This is a genomic window from Curtobacterium sp. MCLR17_042 (genome assembly GCF_003234695.1).
Taxonomy (GTDB): Bacteria; Actinomycetota; Actinomycetes; order Actinomycetales; family Microbacteriaceae; genus Curtobacterium; species Curtobacterium flaccumfaciens.
On sequence record NZ_QKTD01000003.1, the window covers coordinates 194,949 to 215,128 of the forward strand.

At 69.8% G+C, this 20,180-nt stretch carries 23 protein-coding genes; 20 read left to right on the forward strand and 3 right to left on the reverse strand.

The window, feature by feature from the left end; genetic code table 11:
• Window position 1 precedes the first annotated feature (1 nt).
• The 7 genes from rplR (at window position 2) to map (ending at window position 4,763) form a co-directional block, all read left to right on the forward strand.
• Window positions 2–376 carry a 50S ribosomal protein L18 gene (rplR, locus tag DEJ02_RS05325; RefSeq protein WP_111032247.1) on the forward strand — a complete coding sequence of 125 codons (375 nt, stop codon included), beginning with the start codon at window positions 2–4 and terminating at the stop codon, window positions 374–376.
• On the forward strand, window positions 373–1,221 hold the full coding sequence (rpsE, locus tag DEJ02_RS05330; RefSeq protein WP_071406161.1) for a 30S ribosomal protein S5: 849 nt from the start codon (window positions 373–375) through the stop codon (window positions 1,219–1,221). The genes rplR and rpsE overlap by 4 nt, the downstream gene beginning before the upstream one ends.
• Window positions 1,221–1,406 (forward strand): 50S ribosomal protein L30, encoded by a 186-nt coding sequence (gene rpmD / locus DEJ02_RS05335; protein WP_017885515.1) that lies wholly within the window; start codon window positions 1,221–1,223, stop codon window positions 1,404–1,406. The genes rpsE and rpmD overlap by 1 nt, the downstream gene beginning before the upstream one ends.
• Window positions 1,403–1,867 (forward strand): 50S ribosomal protein L15, encoded by a 465-nt coding sequence (gene rplO, locus DEJ02_RS05340; protein ID WP_027466723.1) that lies wholly within the window; start codon window positions 1,403–1,405, stop codon window positions 1,865–1,867. Before rpmD ends, rplO begins: the two co-directional genes overlap by 4 nt.
• Window positions 1,868–2,014: 147 nt before the next feature.
• Window positions 2,015–3,337, forward strand: a complete 1,323-nt coding sequence (gene secY / locus DEJ02_RS05345; protein WP_027466722.1) for a preprotein translocase subunit SecY — start codon at window positions 2,015–2,017, stop codon at window positions 3,335–3,337.
• Window positions 3,334–3,924: an adenylate kinase gene (locus DEJ02_RS05350; protein ID WP_110863215.1), complete on the forward strand. Its 591-nt coding sequence runs from the start codon at window positions 3,334–3,336 to the stop codon at window positions 3,922–3,924. Before secY ends, DEJ02_RS05350 begins: the two co-directional genes overlap by 4 nt.
• Window positions 3,925–3,983: 59 nt before the next feature.
• Window positions 3,984–4,763, forward strand: coding sequence for a type I methionyl aminopeptidase (gene map / locus DEJ02_RS05355; protein WP_375342362.1), 780 nt, complete (start codon window positions 3,984–3,986; stop codon window positions 4,761–4,763).
• Window positions 4,764–4,903: 140 nt separating this feature from the next.
• Here the strand turns inward: map and DEJ02_RS05360 are convergent, their stop codons facing one another.
• Window positions 4,904–6,196, reverse strand: a complete 1,293-nt coding sequence (locus DEJ02_RS05360) for an LCP family protein (RefSeq protein WP_111028974.1) — start codon at window positions 6,194–6,196, stop codon at window positions 4,904–4,906.
• 294 nt (window positions 6,197–6,490) lie between these two features.
• Between DEJ02_RS05360 and infA the strand changes: the two genes are divergently transcribed.
• From infA to glmM, 13 genes are all read left to right on the forward strand, one after another.
• Window positions 6,491–6,712, forward strand: coding sequence for a translation initiation factor IF-1 (gene infA / locus DEJ02_RS05365; protein ID WP_017885509.1), 222 nt, complete (start codon window positions 6,491–6,493; stop codon window positions 6,710–6,712).
• A gap of 70 nt (window positions 6,713–6,782) precedes the next feature.
• Entirely contained in the window at window positions 6,783–6,899 is a 117-nt protein-coding gene (gene rpmJ, locus DEJ02_RS05370; RefSeq protein ID WP_022903266.1) for a 50S ribosomal protein L36, read from the forward strand.
• Window positions 6,900–7,085: 186 nt separating this feature from the next.
• Window positions 7,086–7,460 (forward strand): 30S ribosomal protein S13, encoded by a 375-nt coding sequence (gene rpsM / locus DEJ02_RS05375; protein ID WP_017885508.1) that lies wholly within the window; start codon window positions 7,086–7,088, stop codon window positions 7,458–7,460.
• Window positions 7,461–7,469: 9 nt separating this feature from the next.
• The gene (rpsK, locus tag DEJ02_RS05380; protein WP_017885507.1) at window positions 7,470–7,868 is read left to right on the forward strand and encodes a 30S ribosomal protein S11; all 399 of its coding nucleotides are present in this window, start codon (window positions 7,470–7,472) and stop codon (window positions 7,866–7,868) included.
• A gap of 205 nt (window positions 7,869–8,073) precedes the next feature.
• Window positions 8,074–9,069 carry a DNA-directed RNA polymerase subunit alpha gene (locus tag DEJ02_RS05385; protein ID WP_017885506.1) on the forward strand — a complete coding sequence of 332 codons (996 nt, stop codon included), beginning with the start codon at window positions 8,074–8,076 and terminating at the stop codon, window positions 9,067–9,069.
• Window positions 9,070–9,132: 63 nt separating this feature from the next.
• The gene (rplQ, locus tag DEJ02_RS05390; RefSeq protein ID WP_071245471.1) at window positions 9,133–9,711 is read left to right on the forward strand and encodes a 50S ribosomal protein L17; all 579 of its coding nucleotides are present in this window, start codon (window positions 9,133–9,135) and stop codon (window positions 9,709–9,711) included.
• A 122-nt stretch (window positions 9,712–9,833) separates the two neighbouring features.
• On the forward strand, window positions 9,834–10,970 hold the full coding sequence (locus tag DEJ02_RS05395) for an aromatic acid exporter family protein (RefSeq protein WP_146249218.1): 1,137 nt from the start codon (window positions 9,834–9,836) through the stop codon (window positions 10,968–10,970).
• A gap of 76 nt (window positions 10,971–11,046) precedes the next feature.
• On the forward strand, window positions 11,047–11,955 hold the full coding sequence (truA, locus tag DEJ02_RS05400) for a tRNA pseudouridine(38-40) synthase TruA (protein WP_181440277.1): 909 nt from the start codon (window positions 11,047–11,049) through the stop codon (window positions 11,953–11,955).
• Window positions 11,952–12,695 carry an MBL fold metallo-hydrolase gene (locus DEJ02_RS05405; protein ID WP_111032250.1) on the forward strand — a complete coding sequence of 248 codons (744 nt, stop codon included), beginning with the start codon at window positions 11,952–11,954 and terminating at the stop codon, window positions 12,693–12,695. Before truA ends, DEJ02_RS05405 begins: the two co-directional genes overlap by 4 nt.
• Before the next feature lie 67 nt (window positions 12,696–12,762).
• The gene (locus DEJ02_RS05410; RefSeq protein ID WP_111032251.1) at window positions 12,763–15,846 is read left to right on the forward strand and encodes an ExeM/NucH family extracellular endonuclease; all 3,084 of its coding nucleotides are present in this window, start codon (window positions 12,763–12,765) and stop codon (window positions 15,844–15,846) included.
• Between the two features lie 330 nt (window positions 15,847–16,176).
• On the forward strand, window positions 16,177–16,623 hold the full coding sequence (gene rplM / locus DEJ02_RS05415; protein ID WP_027466717.1) for a 50S ribosomal protein L13: 447 nt from the start codon (window positions 16,177–16,179) through the stop codon (window positions 16,621–16,623).
• A gap of 36 nt (window positions 16,624–16,659) precedes the next feature.
• Complete coding sequence (rpsI, locus tag DEJ02_RS05420) at window positions 16,660–17,145, forward strand: 30S ribosomal protein S9 (protein WP_027466716.1); 486 nt, start codon at window positions 16,660–16,662, stop codon at window positions 17,143–17,145.
• Between the two features lie 22 nt (window positions 17,146–17,167).
• Entirely contained in the window at window positions 17,168–18,541 is a 1,374-nt protein-coding gene (glmM, locus tag DEJ02_RS05425; RefSeq protein ID WP_071406153.1) for a phosphoglucosamine mutase, read from the forward strand.
• Window positions 18,542–18,634: 93 nt separating this feature from the next.
• On the opposite strand, the gene coaA is transcribed toward glmM, so the two are convergent.
• Window positions 18,635–19,579: a type I pantothenate kinase gene (coaA, locus tag DEJ02_RS05430; protein WP_111032252.1), complete on the reverse strand. Its 945-nt coding sequence runs from the start codon at window positions 19,577–19,579 to the stop codon at window positions 18,635–18,637.
• Window positions 19,580–19,684: 105 nt separating this feature from the next.
• Window positions 19,685–20,170 carry a glutathione peroxidase gene (locus tag DEJ02_RS05435; RefSeq protein WP_071245463.1) on the reverse strand — a complete coding sequence of 162 codons (486 nt, stop codon included), beginning with the start codon at window positions 20,168–20,170 and terminating at the stop codon, window positions 19,685–19,687.
• Between the last annotated feature and the right edge of the window lie 10 nt (window positions 20,171–20,180).

A 20,180-nucleotide genomic window follows, 5' to 3' on the forward strand; every position in this document is an offset into this window, starting at 1 on the left:
CATGGGACTCCTCAAGACACGAGGCAAGAGCAAGGCGGCCGCCAAGGCGCGTCGTCACAACCGTCTCCGCAAGAAGATCACCGGCACCGAGGCTCGTCCCCGTCTCGCCGTCACCCGCTCGTCGCGTCACGTGTTCGTGCAGGTCATCGACGACTCGAAGGGTCACACCCTCGCAAGCGCCTCGACGATGGAGGCAGACCTCCGCTCGTTCGAGGGCGACAAGACCGCCAAGGCCCGTCGCGTCGGTGAGCTCCTCGCCGAGCGCGCGAAGTCGGCTGGCGTCGAGGCCGTGGTCTTCGACCGCGGTGGCAGCAAGTACGCCGGTCGCGTCGCCGCGATCGCCGATGGTGCCCGTGAAGGAGGGCTGAACCTGTGAGCGACAACGCGAACACCAACGAAGACGCCAAGACCGAGGCCGTCGAGGCCACGGAAACCGAGGCTGTCGAGACCACGGAGACCACCGAGGCGAGCACGGAGGCCACGGCCACCGACGCAACCGCCGAGGCGACCACCGAGGGCGCCAAGACCGGCAAGGAGGCGGAGGCACCTGCCGTCGCCGAGCGTCCGGTCGAGACCGCCGCGGGCTCCGCGTCCAACAACCGCGACTCCGCTGACAACCGTGGCCGTCGTGGTGGCGGTCGTGACCGTCAGCAGGGCCGCGACCGCAACAACCGCGGTGGCGACAGCCAGTTCCTCGAGCGCGTGGTGACCATCAACCGCGTCTCGAAGGTCGTCAAGGGTGGTCGTCGCTTCAGCTTCACGGCGCTCGTCGTCGTCGGTGACGGCAACGGCCTCGTGGGCGTCGGCTACGGCAAGGCCAAGGAGGTCCCCACGGCGATCTCCAAGGGTGTCGAAGAGGCGAAGAAGAACTTCTTCCGCGTCCCCCGCGTCGGCAACACGATCCCGCACCCGGTGCAGGGTGAAGCCGCCGCTGGCGTCGTCCTCCTGCGTCCGGCCGGCCCCGGTACCGGTGTCATCGCCGGTGGTCCGGTCCGCGCCGTGCTCGAGTGCGCCGGCATCCACGACGTCCTGAGCAAGTCGCTCGGCTCGTCGAACACCATCAACATCGTGCACGCGACCGTCGAGGCCCTGAAGCAGCTCGAGGAGCCCCGCGCCGTCGCGAGCCGTCGTGGCCTCGACGTCGAGCGGGTCGTCCCGGCCCGTCTGCTCCAGGCCGAGGCCGCAGCCCTGCGTGCCGCGACCGAAAAGGCAGGTGCGTGATGGCGATGCTGAAGATCACGCAGATCAAGTCCGTTATCAGCGAGAAGCAGTACCAGCGCGACACCCTGCGCAGCCTGGGCCTCAAGCGCATCGGCCGTTCGGTCGAGCGTGAGGACAACTCCCAGAACCGCGGGTACATCGCGACGGTGGCGCACCTCGTGAAGGTCGAGGAGGTCGACGCATGAGCGACGAGAAGAACGAGCGCGTGCAGGTGCTGAAGCTGCACCACCTCCGTCCTGCAGAGGGCGCCAAGAAGGACCGCACCCGTGTTGGTCGCGGTGAGGGCTCGAAGGGCAAGACCGCTGGGCGTGGTACCAAGGGCACGAAGGCCCGTTACCAGGTCCGGGTCGGCTTCGAGGGTGGGCAGATGCCGCTGCACATGCGCACCCCGAAGCTCCGCGGGTTCAAGAACCCGTTCCGGGTCGAGTACCAGGTCGTGAACCTGGACAAGATCTCGGAGCTCTACCCCGACGGTGGCGACGTCACCGTTGCGGGCCTGGTCGCCAAGGGCGCCGTCCGCAAGAACGAGAAGGTCAAGGTTCTCGGTCAGGGTGACATCACCGTGAAGATCACGGTCACGGTCGACAAGGTCTCGGCGTCCGCAGCCGAGAAGATCGTGGCTGCTGGCGGCACCGTCTCCCAGTAACCCCCGTCGGCGGCCCGTGCGTTTGCGCACGGGCCGCCGTTACGGTTTCCTTGACAGTGGCCGGCATCCGCCAGCCGGGTCGGCCCTGCCGACCGAAACCGGTCCGGCCGCGATCGACGGCCCCGGTCCCACAAGTTCGGAGTCATCGTGTTCAGAGCGGTCGCGCGCATCATGCGCACCCCTGATCTTCGCAAGAAGATCGGCTTCACCCTCGCGATCATCGCGCTGTTCCGTCTCGGGTCGTACATCCCGGCACCGTTCGTCGACTACGCCGCCGTGCAGAGCTGTCTCGCCAGCGCGTCGTCCTCCGGCGGTCTCTACGACCTCATCAACCTCTTCTCCGGCGGCGCGCTGCTGAAGCTCTCGGTCTTCGCGCTCGGCATCATGCCGTACATCACGTCGTCGATCATCGTGCAGCTCCTGCGTGTGGTCATCCCGCACTTCGACACCCTCTACAAGGAGGGCCAGTCGGGCCAGGCGAAGCTGACGCAGTACACGCGCTACCTCACCATCGCGCTCGGTGTGCTGCAGTCCACGACCCTGATCACGGTCGCCCGCTCCGGCGCCCTGTTCGGCACCAACGCCTCCGCGTCCTGCACGTCGATCATCTCGAACGACAGCTGGTACGCCATCATGCTGATGGTCGTCACGCTGACCGCCGGTACCGGTCTCATCATGTGGATGGGCGAGCTCGTCACCGAGCGCGGCATCGGCAACGGCATGTCGCTCCTGATCTTCACGTCGATCGCGGCGCAGTTCCCGTCGGCGCTCTGGGCGATCGAGCAGTCGCAGTCGTTCGAGCTCTTCCTGTTCGTGATCCTGGTCGGACTCGTGATCATGATGGCCGTCGTGTTCGTCGAGCAGTCACAGCGGCGGATCCCCGTGCAGTACGCCAAGCGCATGGTCGGGCGACGGACGTACGGCGGCAACAACACCTACATCCCGATCAAGGTCAACATGGCCGGCGTCGTGCCCGTCATCTTCGCCTCGTCGCTGCTGTACCTGCCGGCCCTGATCGCGCAGTTCAACCAGCCTTCGGACGGCTCCGAGCCGGCCGCGTGGGTGACCTGGATCCAGAACAACCTGACCTCGGGTGACAACTGGTTCTACATGGTCCTGTACTTCCTGCTCATCGTCGGGTTCACCTACTTCTACGTGGCGATCACCTTCAACCCCGAAGAGGTCGCCGACAACATGAAGAAGTACGGCGGGTTCATCCCCGGCATCCGTGCCGGTCGTCCGACCGCCGAGTACCTCGACTACGTCCTCACCCGGGTGACGCTGCCCGGATCGCTCTACCTCGGTCTCATCGCGCTCATCCCGCTCGCAGCACTGGCGCTGTTCGGCGCGAACCAGAACTTCCCGTTCGGTGGCGCGAGCATCCTCATCATCGTGGGTGTCGGTCTCGAGACCGTGAAGCAGATCGACTCGCAGCTGCAGCAGCGTCACTACGAAGGGCTTCTCCGTTGAGCGCACGTCTCATCATCGTCGGACCTCCCGGAGCCGGGAAAGGCACCCAGGCCGGCCGCATCGCCGACTCCTTCGGGATCCCCGCGATCTCGACCGGGGACATCTTCCGCAAGAACGTGGCAGAGGGCACGCCCCTCGGTGTGCAGGCGAAGGCGATCATGGACGCCGGCGACTACGTGCCGGACTCCCTGACGAACGAGCTCGTGAAGTCCCGCCTGCAGGAGCCCGATGCCGAGCATGGCTTCCTGCTGGACGGCTACCCGCGCACGGTCGGTCAGGTCGAGTACCTCGACGCACTGCTCGCTGAGCAGGGCACCGGGATCGACGCCGTCGTGCAGCTCGTCGCCGACCAGGACGAGCTCGTCGGTCGCCTGCTCAAGCGCGCCGAGGACCAGGGCCGCAGCGACGACAACGAGGAGACGATCCGTCGTCGCCAGCAGGTCTACGCCGAGCAGACGGCGCCCATCGTGGCGGCGTACGGCGAGCGCGGCCTCGTCGTCGATGTCGACGGCCTCGGTGCCATCGACGAGGTCGGCGACCGCATCCAGACGGCACTGGCGGGCCGCGGGCTCTCCGCGACCGTCTGACCAGCGTGGTGCGGTTCAAGAAGCCCTCGATCTACAAGACCCCGGACGAGCTCCGGGCGATGGTCCGGCCGGGCCTGCTGACCGCCGAGGCGCTCGACGCCGTCCGTGCAGCGATCCGTCCGGGGATCACCACCGGTGAACTCGATGCGATCGCCGAGCGCACCATCCGTGACGGCGGGGGAGTCCCGAACTTCCAGCTCGTGCCCGGCTACCGCCACACGCTGTGCGTGTCGGTGAACGACGAGATCGTGCACGGGATCCCCGGTGAGCGCGTGCTCGCGCCCGGCGACATCGTGTCGGTGGACGCCGGTGCCGAGGTCGACGGCTGGAACGGCGACAGCGCGTTCACGACCGTCGTCCCCGGCGGCGACGCTGCGGTCACCGCAGCCCGTCAGACGCTCTGCGACACGACCGAGCGGTCGCTCTGGCACGGCATCGCCGCGCTCGCCCACGCGACGAACCTGCACGAGGTCGGCTCCGCCGTGGAGGACGCGATCGACGAGACCGGCGCGTGGGGCATCGTCGAGGACTACACCGGCCACGGCATCGGTCGGTCGATGCACGAGGAACCGCCGGTCTTCAACTACCGCGTGCGCGGTGCCGGACCTGCCGTCAAGCCGGGGCTGGTGGTCGCCATCGAGCCGATGGTCACGGCCGGCGCGATCGACAGCTCGACGGACGACGACGAGTGGACGGTCCGGACGCTCGACGGCTCCGACGCCGCGCACTGGGAGCACAGCGTCGCGGTGCACGCGGCCGGCATCTGGGTGCTCACGGCCGCCGACGGCGGCGCTCGGGGCCTGGCCCCGCTGGGTGTGACGCCCGTCCCGATCCCGTAGGACGGGCCTCCAGTCCGCACGCGGTGCCCACGCTGGGTGTCTCCGCACGATGCGACGGCCAGGAGGCCCGGCTGGCGTCCGCCGCCTCGGCGACGTCGCGTGGACCCACCCGACCACCGCCGGGCGCACGCGCCGTCGCGTCAGTTGCCGACGGAGCAGGTCTCCTCGGAGGCGCTCTGCCCGGTGATCGACGAGGGCAGCGGCGTCGCCGACGCGGTCGGTGTCCGCGTTGCGGTCGCGCTCGGCGTCGCCGACGGTGTGCCGGCGGAGGAGGTCCCGGACGAACCCGAGGTGCCGGACGACCCCGAGGAGCCGGACGACCCGGTGCTGCTCGACGTCCCGCCGCTCGACGGCGACTCCTCGGAGGCGCGACCGGTGCTCGAGTCGCTCAGCGACGACCGGACGTCGTTCTGCAGCGCCACGTTCAGGGTGTGGGCCGTCTCCTGGTCGACGATCACGCGGGCGTTGTCGGCGGGGTCGTCGGCCACCGGGTACTGCACGAAGAGCATGTTGGCCGTGCTCATCCCGCGCAGGGCTGCCGCGAGCTTGACGAGGGTGCCGGTCTGGGCCAGGCCGTCGGACAGCGTCATGTTGGACAGGGCGGCGCCGGCCAGCTTGTAGAGCGTGATCGGGTTCGAGAGCGTGCCGTCCGAGGTGACCTTGCGGAGGAGCGCCGACAGGAACACCTGCTGCGAGCTGATGCGGGCGAGGTCGCTGCCGTCGCCGACCCCGTGGCGGGTGCGCAGGAAGGCCAGGGCGTCCGAGCCCTCGAGGGAGTGCGAGCCCGTCGTGAGGTGCAGGCCGGTGAACGTGTCGTCGATCGGCTCGGCGACGCAGACGTCCACGCCCCCGAGGGCGTTCGACATCTCGATCACGCCGTCGAAGGTGATGAGCCCGGCGTAGGGGATGCTCAGACCGGTCAGGTTCTCCACCGTGTCCACGACGCACGAGACACCGCCGTTGCCGAGCGCGGTGTTGAACATCGCCGAGGTGGACGCCGGGTAGGTCGTGCCGGTCGCGGGGTTCGTGCAGGCCGGGATGGGGACCATCAGGTCACGGGGGAAGCTGACCGCGGTGAGCTGCTGGTGGTCCGCCGAGATGTGGATGAGCATCGTGACGTCGTTGCGGGCGCCCTCGACGTCCTCGTCGGAGTCGAACTGGCCGACCCGGGTGTCGCTCCCGATGAGCAGGATGTTCGCCCCGCCCTTGATCGCCGAGATGTCCGCCGTCTTCGCGGTGCTCTGGTCGTCGGTGCTCAGCGCGACGGTCTGCGGCGCGGTGGCGAGCTGTGCCCCGGCGATCGCGGCGACGCTCGTGCCGCTGACGAGCAGGACGGCGACCGCGGACGCGACGACGGTGACGAGCGTGCCCCAACCCCGGCGACGGGCCTGCTTGCCGTGGCTGGCGAAGGGGCGTCGGGTGGCGTCGGGCACGTGTTCTCCGTTCGGTGGTCCGGCGCGAGCTGCTGGTGCGACGGACGTGGCTGCGGAGCAAAACTACGGTTCGCGCGCATGTGTGCGCCCGGAGCGCGCCGTCAAACCACTGTGCAACGCTCAGGCACGGCCCCGGAAGCCCCAGACGTGGGGTGTTCCGCGTCCCCACTTGGCAATTGCGGGTTTACCACATAAGATCGACCTTTGGTGTGTCATGCCCTCTCGGGTGTGGCGACCGACCCGCAGACCGGTTCGGGGATCACACCTGTTCCACAACCAAGCGACAGTGAGGCTATGGCCAAGAAAGACGGCGTCATCGAGATCGAAGGCTCGGTGCTCGAAGCTCTGCCCAACGCGATGTTCCGCGTTGAGCTGACGAACGGACACAAGGTCCTCGCGCACATCTCCGGGAAGATGCGCCAGCACTACATCCGCATCCTCCCCGAGGACCGCGTGATCGTGGAGCTGAGCCCGTACGACCTGACCCGCGGCCGGATCGTCTACCGCTACAAGTGATCCGCGAGCTGGAAAGGAACGGCACGGCAATCCTGCCGAGCACGAAGCCAGCGAGCACGAGGAAAGAACCATGAAGGTCAACCCCAGCGTCAAGCCCATCTGCGAACACTGCCGTGTGATTCGCCGCAAGGGCCGCGTCATGGTGATCTGCAAGAGCAACCCGCGTCACAAGCAGCGCCAGGGCTAGTCCCGGGCGCGTGACCGGCGCCGACGGTGTCCCTCGGACACCAGGCTGCTCGAGCACGACCCACAACTGAAGATCGACAACGCAGTACCAGAACCCGGTCGCACGACGACCGGGGGACACCTCGGGGCGGAGGCCCGAGCACCGGTACTGCGCCACACCTCCATCGACAACAGGAGCAGCCATCACATGGCACGTCTAGCAGGCGTCGACATCCCGCGCGAGAAGCGCGTGGAGATCGCACTCACGTACATCTACGGCGTCGGCCGTACCCGCGCCGTCCAGGCACTGACGGAGACCGGTATCTCCGGTGACATCCGCGTCAAGGACCTGACCGACGACCAGCTCGTCGCCCTCCGTGACTTCATCGAGGGCAACTTCAAGGTCGAGGGTGACCTCCGCCGTGAGGTCGCCGCCGACATCCGCCGCAAGGTCGAGATCGGCAGCTACGAGGGTCTTCGCCACCGTCGTGGTCTCCCGGTGCGCGGTCAGCGCACCAAGACCAACGCTCGTACCCGCAAGGGACCGAAGCGCACCGTGGCAGGCAAGAAGAAGGCTCGATAGGAGACCCCGATGGCTACCCCCAAGACTGCCGCGCGCAAGCCGCGCCGCAAGGAGAAGAAGAACGTCGCTGTGGGCCAGGCCCACATCAAGAGCACGTTCAACAACACGATCGTCAGCATCACCGACCCGTCGGGTGCCGTCCTCAGCTGGGCGTCCTCGGGTGCCGTGGGCTTCAAGGGTTCGCGCAAGTCGACGCCGTTCGCGGCGCAGCTCGCTGCCGAGTCCGCTGCGCGTCAGGCGCAGGAGCACGGCGTCAAGAAGGTCGACGTCTTCGTGAAGGGCCCGGGTTCGGGTCGCGAGACCGCGATCCGCTCCCTCCAGGCCGCTGGCCTCGAGGTCGGCTCGATCAACGACGTCACGCCGCAGGCGCACAACGGGTGCCGCCCGCCCAAGCGCCGTCGCGTCTGACGCGAGGAGCAACCGGCCGCGCCCTGCTCGTCCCCTGACCGGATCCGTTCCGGCGAGGGCGGGCAGGGCCCGCGGCCATTCCTGGTCGTTCGATCGCGCACGTGTGTGCGCGTGATCACAACTCAACAGACCCGTCGGGGCCCATGCGGCCCCGTCGTACCGCCAAGTGTCATATAGCGGACACTTCGCCGAAAGGAATCCCACAGTGCTCATTGCACAGCGCCCCACCCTGACCGAGGAGCCGATCTCCGAGCACCGCTCGCGCTTCGTCATCGAGCCGCTCGAGCCGGGCTTCGGTTACACCCTCGGCAACTCGCTGCGCCGCACGCTCCTCTCCTCGATCCCCGGCGCGGCTGTCACCAGCATCCGCATCGACGGCGTCCTCCACGAGTTCAGCACCGTTCCCGGTGTCAAGGAAGACGTCACCGAGATCATCCTCAACATCAAGAGCCTGGTCGTCTCCAGCGAGCACGACGAGCCCATCACGGCGTACCTGCGCAAGCAGGGTGCCGGTCAGGTCACCGCGGCGGACATCTCCGCTCCGGCCGGCGTCGAGATCCACAACCCGGAACTCGTCATCGCGACCCTGAACGACACCGCGCGCTTCGAGCTCGAGCTCACGATCGAGCGTGGCCGTGGCTACGTCTCGGCGACGCAGAACCGTTCCGAGTTCAGCGAAGCCGGTCAGATCCCGATCGACTCGATCTACTCGCCCGTCCTGAAGGTCACCTACCGCGTCGAGGCGACGCGTGCCGGTGAGCGCACGGACTTCGACCGCCTGGTCGTCGACGTCGAAGCGAAGCCGGCCATCACGCCGCGCGACGCCATCGCGTCGGCCGGTCGCACGCTGGTCGAGCTGTTCGGGCTCGCTCGCGAGCTCAACACGGCGGCAGAGGGCATCGAGATCGGCCCCGCGCCGGTCGACGCCGTGCTCTCGAACGAACTGCAGACCCCGATCGAGGACCTCGACCTGTCGGTCCGCAGCTACAACTGCCTGAAGCGGGAGGGCATCAACACGGTGTCCGAGCTCGTCGCCCTGTCGGAGACGCAGCTCATGAACATCCGCAACTTCGGTCAGAAGTCGGTGGACGAGGTCAAGGACAAGCTCACCGAGCTCGGCCTGTCCCTCAAGGACACCGTCCCCGGATTCGACGGCGCCCACTTCTACAGCGGGTACGACGAGGACGAGTCCAACAACTGACCTCGCGCTCACGCGCAAGCGCGCTGACACCGCGCGCACCACTTTCACCACTGGAGAACTGACATGCCGAAGCCCACCAAGGGCCCCCGCCTCGGTGGCGGTCCCGCCCACGAGCGCCTGCTCCTGAGCAACCTCGCCAACGCCCTCTTCACGCACGGTCGCATCACGACCACCGAGACGAAGGCCAAGCGCCTCCGCCCGGTCGCCGAGCGTCTCATCACGTTCGCGAAGCGCGGCGACCTGCACGCGCGTCGTCGTGTGATCAGCATCCTGCGCGACAAGTCCGTCGTGCACACGCTGTTCACCGAGATCGCTCCCCAGGTCGAGGACCGCCAGGGCGGTTACACCCGCATCACGAAGCTCGGCTTCCGCAAGGGCGACAACGCCCCGCTGGCGTCGATCGAGCTTGTCCTCGAGCCCGTCTCGAGCACGCCCGCTCCGGTCAAGCGCAACTCGGCTCCGGCCGCTGCTGCCGCCCCGGTCGACGAGCCCGCCGCCGACGAGACCACCGAGGAGGCCCCGGTCGAAGAGACCGAGACCACCGAGGAGTCCGCCCCGGTCGAGACCGAGTCCGAGACCGAGGCTGCTGCCGAGGTCGAGGCCGACGCCGCCGAGAAGTCGGACGACGCCGACACCAAGTAGTCCGGTGCCCTCCGGGGCGCTGCACCACCACGAGGAAGCCCCCGCGACCCAGGTCGCGGGGGCTTCCTCGCGTCCGAGGCTGGTCGTGCACACCGACTGCTCGGCGTACCGTCACGGGCCGGGTGCGACGGAAGGAAGTCATGGCGTTCCAGCACGTTGCGGGTCTGGGGACCCGGGTCTGGCGGTGGAGCCGGACCTCGGGCACACAGCCGCGCCTGCTGCACGCCGGCAAGGCCGCCGCCGCCGCGGTGATCGCCTGGTTCGTGGCGCGGCACATCCCGGGCGTCGCGGCCGAGTACCCGTACTACGCACCACTCGGCGCCGTCGTCGCGATGCAGACGACGGTGTTCGCGGGCATCCGGAGCGGTGTGCAGACCCTGGTCGGGATCGCCCTCGGCATCCTCATCGCCGCGTTCACGATGTGGGTCGGCGATCCCGGCTTCCTCGCGATCGCGCTCGCGGTCGGCGTCGGGGTGCTGGTCGGCGGGTTCCGCGTGCTGGGGGAGGGCAGCTCGTGGGTGTCCACCGCGGCGCTCTTCGTCCTGCTCGTCGGCGGTGCGCACGCCGAGGGCTACTCGCTCGGGTACCTCGTGCAGATGGCGGTGGGCGTCGTGATCGGGCTGCTGGTCAACTTCCTGGTGTTCCCGCCGCTGCACTTCTGGGACGCCGAACACCGCATCGACGCGGTGAACGGCGTGCTGGCGGACCACCTCGACGGGCTGGCAGCCGTGCTCGAGGAGGGCAAGCGCGACGAGAAGGCGTGGGACCACCAGCAGGACCGCCTGGACCGTGCGATCGCGGACGTCCGGTCACGGGTGGCGATCGCGCACGAGAGCCGTCGACTCAACCCCCGCGGTGCCCTGCGCGGGTCGCGAGCGCGGCTCCAGAAGGACGGCGGACGCTTCCGCGCACTGGAGCGGGTCGCCTGGTACACGACCGACCTCACCGAGCTCGTCGCACGCTCCGGCCCGGTGTCCGAGGGCGTCGGGCGTCCCGACCCCGCGTTCGCCACCCCCATCGCCGAGGCACTGCGGAAGATCGCGAGCACGATCCGCGGCGACTCCCCGGAGGACCAGGCCGAAGAGGCCATCGCACGACTCGAGAGCGCGCTCGACGCATCGCGCGAGAACCCCTCGCACGTCGCGGTCACCTCGGCCGCGCTCGTCGCCCTGCGCGGGATCGTCGAGTCCGAGCGACGCGCCACCGACGACCTCGACACCCGGACCGGTCCGTCGGCGTTCGGCCGTCCGCGCGGCTGAGCGGGTACGGGCGGCCGCCGTCCGGCAGACCGAGCGCGGGCCGGGAGGCACGGATCACCCCCGCTACGGTGGTCACGTGGACGAGACGGTCGGCTTCCAGGACCCCGACAGCACGGGCGACGTGCGGCTCCGGCTGGACATCGCCTACGACGGGGCGGCGTTCTCCGGGTGGGCCCGGCAGCCCGGACTCCGGACCGTCCAGGGCGCCCTCGAGGCCGCACTCGGCACCGTGTTCACCCGCTGGGGCGAGCCGCCGTTGCTCACCGTCGCCGGACGCACCGACGCCGGGGTGCACGCCACCGGGCAGGTCGCGCACCTGGACCTGTCTGCAGAACAGTGGGCAGCGCTCACCGCCAAGCGCGGGACGGGCCGGTCACCGCTCGACGGGTTGCTCAAGCGGGTCAACGGCATCGCGGCACCCGAGGGGGACGTCGTCGTCACCGGTGCCTCGGTGGCACCCGCGGGGTTCGACGCCCGGTTCTCCCCGCTCTGGCGTCGGTACGAGTACCGGATCGCGGACGCCGACGCCCCGCGCGATCCACGTCGTCGTGGGCACACGGTCTGGCACGCGGCGCGGCTCGACCCGGCAGCGATGGAGCGCGGTGCGCTGACGTTGCTCGGGCTGCACGACTTCGCGACGTTCTGCAAGCCGCGCGAGGGGGCGACGACCATCCGGACGTTGCAGCAGTTCCGCTGGGACCGCGAGCCGGACGGCGTGCTGGTGGCGCGCCTCCAGGCCGACGCCTTCTGCCACTCGATGGTGCGGGCCATGGTCGGCGCGACCATCGCCGTCGGCGAGGGCCGCTTCGGCCCGGACCGCCTCGAGGAACTGCGCGTCGCCGAGGAGCGCACGAGCGCCTTCAAGACGGCGCCGGCGAAGGGACTGACGCTGACCGAGGTGGGCTACCCGGCGGACGCGGAGCTCGCGGAGCGGGCGGAGCAGACCCGGGCCCGACGGTCGGCGGACGGTACCGTCGAGGGATGAGCCCGCGCGAACCCCGTTCCGTCGTGTCCGTCGCCCCCGGAGTCGTCTTCGTCGAGGGCCCCGTGTCCAACTGGGTGGTGCTGGTCGAGGAGGACGGCGTCGCGCTGATCGACGCCGGCTACCCGGCCGACACCGACCTCGTGCTCGACACCGTGCGCGCCGCCGGGCACGACCCGGCTGACCTGCGTCGCGTCTACGTCACGCACGGACACGTCGACCACGTCGGCGGCATCCCCGGGATCCTCGAGCGGTACCCCGACGTCGAGGTGCTCGCCCACGCCGATGAGCTCGCCAACGTGCGCGGACCCGAGCGGCAGCAGGTCACCCCGGCGGAGATCGGCGGCCGGCTCGCCAGCCCCCGCGTGCTCGCCTGGCTGGCGCGGGCGATCCGATCCGACGCCCTGCGCCCCACGACCGTGCCGTCCGCTCGGGCGTTCACCGGTGCGGACTTCGCGGGTCGGGCGATCTCGCCGTTCCCGGCCGTCGGCCACACCGACGGCTCGACCGCGTACCTGCTGCCCGCGGCGGACGCGATCGTCACGGGCGACGCGGTCGTCAGTCGGCACGACACCCAGCCGGGGTCGTGGGCCCCGCGGCCGCGGATGATCACGCCGTTCTTCACCGCCGACCAGGACCGCGCGCTCGAGTCGGCACGGGCGTTGCCGTTCCCGGCGCTCGTGCTGCCGGGACACGGACCGGCCGTCCGACGTGTCGGCGGGACCTGGCTGCCGATCGGCTGATGTTGCCGAACGCAATCATTTACCTCGACGCAACCTGAATGTCCCCGCAGGTCGGTAGCGTGCGGGCATGGCCAACACCCTCGGGCGCACTCTGCTGTGCGCCACGGCGGCCGCGACGCTCCTCGCGGCCCCACTCGTCACCGTCACCGCAGCGACCGCGAACCCCGAGGGGACCGACCTCGTCATCGAGGAGGCCTACCTGAAGGCGGGGAGCAAGGGCGCGTTCTACAACGAGAAGTTCGTCGAGATCGGCAACCCGACCGACGCCGCCGTGTCGCTCGACGGGTGGTCGCTCCAGTACCGGTCCGCCACGGGCACCGGCACGTTCTCGGCCAGTGCACTCCAGGGCACCGTGCCGGCGAAGGGCACCTTCCTGGTGTCGATGGCGGGCAACGGCGGGGCCACCCCGGCCGGCGAGGACCTGCCCGCCGCCGACGACACCGCGACGCTCAACCCCTCGGGCACCACGGGCACGCTCGTGCTGTCCGACGCCACCGCACCCCTGGCGCTCGCCGCCGGACCCGTCACCACCGGCACCGACGGCGTGGTCGACCTGCTCGGCTACGGCGCCTCGAACACGTTCGAGTCGGCCGTGCGCACCGTGACCGGGGACAACTCCGTGCCGAACGGCCTGGTCCGCCAGGGCACCACGGACACCGACGTCAACGGTGCGGACTTCTCCGTGACGACGACGCTCACCCCGCGGAACGCCGCGGGCGAGACGACGGCACCGACCGAGCCCACGGACCCGACCGACCCGGGTGACGGCGGGACCCCGACGCCCGGCACCCCCGCCGAGACGGTGACCATCGCCCAGCTGCAGGGCACCACGGACACCTCGCCGTACGCCGGCAAGAACGTCACGACCGACGGCGTCGTCACCGCGGTCTACGGCACCGGTGGCTTCAACGGCTACACGATCCAGACCCCCGGCACCGGCGGTGCGATCGACCTCGGCGCCCACACCGCGTCCGACGCGGTGTTCGTCTTCTCGTCCGCCACCGCCGGCCTGGTGCACGAGGGCGACCACGTGCGGGTCACCGGTGCCGTGTCCGAGTACTTCGGCCTGACCGAGCTCACGGTGTCCGGGGCCTCGTCGCTGCAGCAGCTGGACGACACCGTCGCGGCGCCACAGCCCGCAGCGGTCGCGTTCCCGTCGTCCGACGCCCAGCGGGAGTCGCTCGAGAGCATGCTCGTCGCTCCCCAGGGCGCGTACACGGTCGCCGACAACTACACGACGAACCAGTACGGCGAGGTCGTGCTCGCCAGCGGCACGAAGCGCCTGGTCCAGCCGACGGAGGTCGGCCGACCGGGCAGCGCCGAGGCGAAGGCCGTCGAGGCCGACAACGCCGCGCGCAAGGTCACGCTCGACGACGGTGCGAGCACCAACTTCCTGACCCAGGCGAACCAGGGCATCCCGGTGTCGTGGCTCACCCAGGGCCCGGTCACGGTCGGGGCCGCCGCCACCTTCACCGAGCCGGTCGTCCTCGACTACCGCAACAACGGGTGGAAGTTCCAGCCGACCGCCCCGATCACGGGTGCGACCCCGGCCGCCGAGCTGCCGGCGTCGTTCTCGAAGGTGCGCCAGCCGGCACCGCAGGACGTCGGTGGCGACCTGAAGCTCGCCGGCTTCAACGTGCTCAACTACTTCCCGACCACGGGCGACGAGCTCACCGGCTGCAAGTACTACACCGACCGTGCCGGTGACCCCGTCACGGTGAACTCCGGCTGCGACGCCCGCGGTGCCGCCGAGCAGGAGGACTTCCTGCGCCAGCAGGTCAAGATCGTGAAGGCCATCAACGGCCTGGACGCCGACGTCGTCTCGCTCGAGGAGATCGAGAACTCCGTCCGCTTCGGTCAGGACCGTGACGCCGCCGTGGCCACCCTGGTCGACGCGCTCAACGCCGCCACCGGCCAGGACACCTGGGCCTACGCGAAGTCCCCGGCCGTCGTGCCCGCGAGCGAGGACGTCATCCGCCTCGCCCTCATCTACAAGAAGGACCGCGTCGAGCCCGTCGGCGAGTCGACGATCCTGCTCGACGACGCGTTCACGAACGCCCGCCAGCCCGTCGCGGACGCGTTCCGCCCGGTCGGCGGCAACGCGGACGATGACTTCCTGGTGATCGCGAACCACTTCAAGTCCAAGGGCTCCGGCACCGGCGAGAACGCCGACCAGGGCGACGGGCAGGGGGCCTCGAACGCCGACCGCGTCGAGCAGGCGAAGGCCCTCGTGACCTTCTCCACCGACATGCAGGAGCAGTACGGCACCGACAAGGTGTTCATGCTCGGCGACTTCAACGCCTACAGCAAGGAGGACCCGGTGGTGGTCCTCGACGAGGCCGGCTACACCGACCTCGGCCCGTCGCTCGACAGCACCGAGTACTCGTACGTGTTCTCCGGCCTGAGCGGCTCGCTCGACCACGTGTTCGCGTCGGAGGCCGCGCTCGAGACGGTCACGGGCGTGGACATCTGGAACATCAACTCGGTCGAGTCGGTGGGCCTGGAGTACAGCCGCTACAACTACAACGCGACGAACCTGTACACCGACGACGTGTACCGGGCGAGCGACCACGACCCGATCCTGGTCGGGTTCGACCTGGACGCCGCGGGCACCGACCCGGGCACGGACCCGACGCCGGTGCCGACTCCGACGCCGACCCCGGTGCCGAACCCGACGCCGACCCCGACTCCGGTGCCGCCGGTCGACGGGATCACCCCGCCGGTTGCTCCGGTGGCGCCGTCGGAGTCGTTGTTGACGGAGGCGAACCGTGGTGGGGTGTCTGCTCCGGCGACCGCTCGTGCGGGGGAGACGATCACGGTGACGGTCGGCACCGCGTCTGCCGGTGACATGGTCAACGTGTGGCTGTTCTCGGAGCCGACGCTGATCGGCACGGCCGTGGTCGCATCCGACGGGACGGTTCGGGTGACGATCCCGGCGGACACGGTGGCTGGTGCGCACCGGTTGGCGGTGACGGCTGCGGACGGGAGCCTGATCGGGTGGACCCCGATCACGATCACCACGGACGGGCAGCTCGCGTTCACGGGTGCTGCGGGCCTCGGTGCCGGTGCGCTGGTGGCGTTCCTGCTGCTCGCGGCGGGCGCGGGCGTGCTGGTCGTGCGTCGCCGCCGTCGGACTGTGGCTGCGGAGTAGTCCCCACGTCCCACGTGCGCACGTCGTGAGCAGGAATGGTCGGGTTCGCACAGCGGACCCGACCATTGCTGCTCACGATGGGCGGTGGGCGCGACCGCGGTGCGGACGGGAGGCGCGGTGCGGGGCCGCCCCGCGCCTCCAGGCCGGCAGCCGGCCGCGTTTGACCGACGTACCCCGCGTCGGCTAGGCTCTCACCTTGGTCTGTGCGCCCCGCGCGCGGACAGTCAGATGAGCCCTCCAACCGAGGTGTTCCCCGTGCTTCTGCCCGTGGAACTCCCGACCGGAGTGGGATTCACGGACTCCTCACCTCGACACGAAAGCAGCACTCCTGTGACTCGCACGTTCTCACCGAAGCCGGCAGACGTCCAGCACGACTGGATCGTCATCGACGCCACCGACGTCGTCCTCGGCCGTCTCGCCACCCACGCCGCGGCGCTCCTGCGCGGCAAGCACAAGGCCACCTTCGCCCAGCACATGGACATGGGTGACTTCGTCATCATCGTGAACGCCGACAAGGTCGCCCTGACCGGTTCGAAGCTCGCGAAGAAGGTCTACTACCGTCACTCGGGTTACCCGGGCGGCCTGACGGCGACCTCCTACCCGGAGATGCTCGAGAAGCACCCCACCCGCGCCGTCGAGAAGGCGATCCGCGGCATGCTGCCGAAGAACACCCTCGGCCGCGAGCAGCTCAAGAAGCTGAAGGTCTACGCCGGCGCGGAGCACCCGCACGCCGCGCAGCAGCCCAAGCCGTACATCTTCGACCAGGTCGCACAGTAGTTCCGGCCACGACGACTTCAAGGACACAGAAAACTCATGGCTCAGATCGCTGATTCCCTCGACCAGACCCCGGAGAGCTTCACCACGGAGAGCGCACCCGCCGCTGCCGAGGCCGCTCCCCGTCAGATCCTCAACGTCTCCGGCGGTGCCGTCGGGCGCCGCAAGGAGGCCATCGCGCGCGTCCGGCTCGTCCCGGGCTCCGGCACGTTCGTCGTGAACGGCCGCACGCTGGAGGACTACTTCCCGAACAAGCTGCACCAGCAGCTCATCAACGACCCCTTCAAGGTGCTCGAGCTCCTCGGCTCGTACGACGTCGTCGCCCGCATCACCGGTGGCGGCCCCTCGGGTCAGGCCGGCGCGCTCCGCCTCGCCATCGCCCGCACCCTGAACGAGATCGACCGCGAGAACAACCGCGCGACCCTCAAGAAGGCCGGCTTCCTCACCCGTGACGCCCGCGTCATCGAGCGCAAGAAGGCCGGTCTCAAGAAGGCCCGCAAGGCTTCGCAGTTCTCGAAGCGCTAGTCGTCACCGGCTGAAGATCGCAATGCCGCGTCTGTTCGGTACCGACGGGGTTCGTGGTCTCGCCAACGGCGAGCTGACGGCCGCGCTCGCACTGGGTCTTGCCCAGGCGAGCGCGGCCGTCCTCACACACGGACACCATGCTGACGCCCGCCGGGCGTCGGGTCGACCGCGCCCGCGCGCGGTCCTCGCGCGTGACCCGCGCGTCTCCGGCGAGTTCCTCGGTGCCGCCGTCGCGGCCGGGCTCGCCTCGGCCGGCGTCGACGTGCTCGACGCCGGGGTCATCCCCACCCCCGCCGCGGCGTTCCTCGTCGCGGACATCGACGCCGACTTCGGCGTGATGATCTCCGCATCGCACAACCCCGCTCCCGACAACGGGATCAAGTTCTTCGCCACGGGTGGCCGCAAGCTGCCGGACGAGGTCGAGGACCGCATCGAAGCGGCCATGCACGACCACTCCGCACCCACCCCCACCGGCATCGACGTCGGGCGCATCTCGCGGTTCGCCGACGCCGAGGACCGCTACGTGGTGCACCTGCTCGGCACGCTGCCGCACCGGCTCGACGGCATCCACGTGGTGCTCGACTGCGCCAACGGTGCCGCCGCCGGCGTCTCCCCCGAGGTCTTCGTCAACGCGGGTGCCCGCGTGACGCTCATCGGTGCCGACCCCGACGGCTGGAACATCAACGACGGCGTCGGTTCGACCCACATCGACAACCTCGCCCGCGCGGTGCTCGAGCACGGTGCCGACGTCGGTATCGCGCACGACGGCGACGCGGACCGCTGCCTGGCGGTCGACGCCGCGGGCAACGCGATCGACGGCGACCAGATCATGGCGATCCTCGCGCTGTCCCTGCAGGAGCGCGGCCGCCTGAAGGACGACACCCTCGTCGCGACGGTCATGTCGAACCTCGGGCTGAAGCGCGCCATGGCCGACGCGGGCATCACCGTGATCGAGGCCGGCGTGGGCGACCGCTACGTGCTCGAGAAGATGACCGAGGGCGACTACTCCATCGGTGGCGAGCAGTCCGGTCACATCATCTTCAACGAGTTCGCCACCACGGGTGACGGCATCCTGACCGGGCTGCACCTGGTCGCCGAGATGGCGCGCACGGGCAAGACCCTGCAGGAGCTCGCCTCGTGCATGACGGTGTTCCCGCAGGTGCTGCTCAACGTCCGGGGCGTCGATCGTCACGGGCTCGCCGACCAGGGCGTGCAGGACGCCATCGCCGCCGCCAGCGAGGCGCTCGGGGACAGCGGCCGCGTGCTGCTCCGCCCGTCGGGCACCGAGCCGGTCGTTCGCGTCATGGTCGAGGCCGCCTCGCAGGACGATGCCCAGCGCATCGCCGAGGAGCTCGCCGCCGTCGTGCAGGACCGCCTGGCGCTCGACGCCGCGTAGGTTCCCCTCCGCCGCTCACGGAACCAGGTTCCGGACACAGCACCGCGTTCTTCCGTGGTGTGGTGTCCGGAACCTGGTTCCGGGCGTCTCCGCTCAGATCTTGCGGAGCAGGACCGAGTTCACCTTGTGGTTCGCGCCCTTCTTCAGCACCAGGGTGGCGCGGGAGCGCGTGGGCAGCACGTTCTCGAGCAGGTTCGGCTCGTTGATCGCCCGCCAGACCTCGGTCGCCGTCCGGACCGCGTCCTCACGCGAGAGCGAGGCGAACCGGTGGAAGAACGAGTCGGGGCTCGAGAACGCCTCTTCCTGCAGGGCGAGGAACCGGTCGACGTACCAGGACTCGATGTCCTTCGTCTTCGCGTCCACGTAGATCGTGAAGTCGAACAGGTCGGACAGCGCGAGCCGCCCGTGCACCGGGGGCGCCAGCACGTTGAGGCCCTCGACGATGAGCACGTCGGGCTGCCGGACGACGATCTCGGCATCGGGCACGATGTCATAGACCAGGTGCGAGTAGTACGGCGCGCGGACCTCGGTCGCCCCGCTCTTCACCTGGCTCACGAAGCGCAGCAGGGAGCGGCGGTCGTACGACTCCGGGAAGCCCTTGCGGTCCATGATCCCGCGGCGCTCGAGCTCGGCGTTCGGGTACAGGAAGCCGTCGGTCGTCACGAGCTCCACCCGAGGGGTGTCCGGCCAGCGCTTCGTCAGCTCGCGCAGCAGACGGGCGACGGTGGACTTGCCGACCGCGACGGAACCCGCGACGCCGATGACGAACGGTGTGCGCCCGGCGCGCTCCCCGAGGAACCGGCTCGTCTCGGCGTGCAGGTCCCGCGCACCGGCGGCGTAGAGCGTGAGCAGGCGGGACAGCGGCAGGTAGACCTCCTGCACCTCCTGCATGTCCAACCGGTCACCGAGACCGCGCAGCTGCACGATCTCGGTCTCGGTGAGCGACAGGTGCTCCTTCGGGGCGAGCTGGGACCACTCGTCACGCGGGATCTCCACGAACGGGGTCGGGTGCGCGACGGCGGTCTCCGAGAACGGCATGGGATCGAGCGTACAGACGGGAGGCCCGGTGGACGTGAGCTGGTCGGCTCACGTGCCCCGGGCCTCCAGTCCAGTGCTCGGTGCGCGTCCGCAGGACGCGACGCGTCAGGCGGGGAGGGCCGCCTCGATGGCGGCGACGACCTCGGGGGCGTCCGGCTTCGTGGTGGGGCGGAAGCGCGTGACGGTGCCGTCGGGGGCGACGAGGAACTTCTCGAAGTTCCAGGCGACCCGGCCGGCCTTGCCGTCGGCGTCCGGGGTCTCCTTGAGGGCCTGGTAGAGCGGGTGGGCGCTCTTGCCGTTGACCTTGACCTTCTCGGACATCGGGAACGTGACGCCCCAGGTGGTGGAGCAGTACTCGTCGATCGCCTCGGACGAGCCGAGCTCCTGCAGGAACTGGTTGCTCGGGAAGCCCAGCACCGTGAACCCGCGGGGGCCGTACTGCTTCTGCAGGGCCTCGAGCTGCTCGTACTGCGGGGCGAGGCCGCACCGGGAGGCGACGTTCACGACCAGTACGGCCTTGTCGGCGTAGGCGCCGAACGTGGTGTCCTCGCCGTGCAGCGTGGTGATGGCGATGTCGTCGAAGCGTCCCATGGCCCGGACG

What these genes read in the sequence shown, in the direction of transcription:
- rplQ (WP_071245471.1), top strand. Translation starts at nt 9,133, where the DNA reads ATGCCGAAGCCCACCAAGGGCCCCCGCCTCGGTGGCGGTCCCGCCCAC.
- coaA (WP_111032252.1), bottom strand. Translation starts at nt 19,579, where the DNA reads ATGCCGTTCTCGGAGACCGCCGTCGCGCACCCGACCCCGTTCGTGGAG.
- infA (WP_017885509.1), top strand. Translation starts at nt 6,491, where the DNA reads ATGGCCAAGAAAGACGGCGTCATCGAGATCGAAGGCTCGGTGCTCGAA.
- glmM (WP_071406153.1), top strand. Translation starts at nt 17,168, where the DNA reads ATGCCGCGTCTGTTCGGTACCGACGGGGTTCGTGGTCTCGCCAACGGC.
- rpsK (WP_017885507.1), top strand. Translation starts at nt 7,470, where the DNA reads ATGGCTACCCCCAAGACTGCCGCGCGCAAGCCGCGCCGCAAGGAGAAG.
- DEJ02_RS05410 (WP_111032251.1), top strand. Translation starts at nt 12,763, where the DNA reads ATGGCCAACACCCTCGGGCGCACTCTGCTGTGCGCCACGGCGGCCGCG.
- rpmD (WP_017885515.1), top strand. Translation starts at nt 1,221, where the DNA reads ATGGCGATGCTGAAGATCACGCAGATCAAGTCCGTTATCAGCGAGAAG.
- DEJ02_RS05405 (WP_111032250.1), top strand. Translation starts at nt 11,952, where the DNA reads ATGAGCCCGCGCGAACCCCGTTCCGTCGTGTCCGTCGCCCCCGGAGTC.
- rpsM (WP_017885508.1), top strand. Translation starts at nt 7,086, where the DNA reads ATGGCACGTCTAGCAGGCGTCGACATCCCGCGCGAGAAGCGCGTGGAG.
- rplR (WP_111032247.1), top strand. Translation starts at nt 2, where the DNA reads ATGGGACTCCTCAAGACACGAGGCAAGAGCAAGGCGGCCGCCAAGGCG.
- rplO (WP_027466723.1), top strand. Translation starts at nt 1,403, where the DNA reads ATGAGCGACGAGAAGAACGAGCGCGTGCAGGTGCTGAAGCTGCACCAC.
- rpsI (WP_027466716.1), top strand. Translation starts at nt 16,660, where the DNA reads ATGGCTCAGATCGCTGATTCCCTCGACCAGACCCCGGAGAGCTTCACC.
- map (WP_375342362.1), top strand. Translation starts at nt 3,984, where the DNA reads ATGGTCCGGCCGGGCCTGCTGACCGCCGAGGCGCTCGACGCCGTCCGT.
- rpmJ (WP_022903266.1), top strand. Translation starts at nt 6,783, where the DNA reads ATGAAGGTCAACCCCAGCGTCAAGCCCATCTGCGAACACTGCCGTGTG.
- DEJ02_RS05435 (WP_071245463.1), bottom strand. Translation starts at nt 20,170, where the DNA reads ATGGGACGCTTCGACGACATCGCCATCACCACGCTGCACGGCGAGGAC.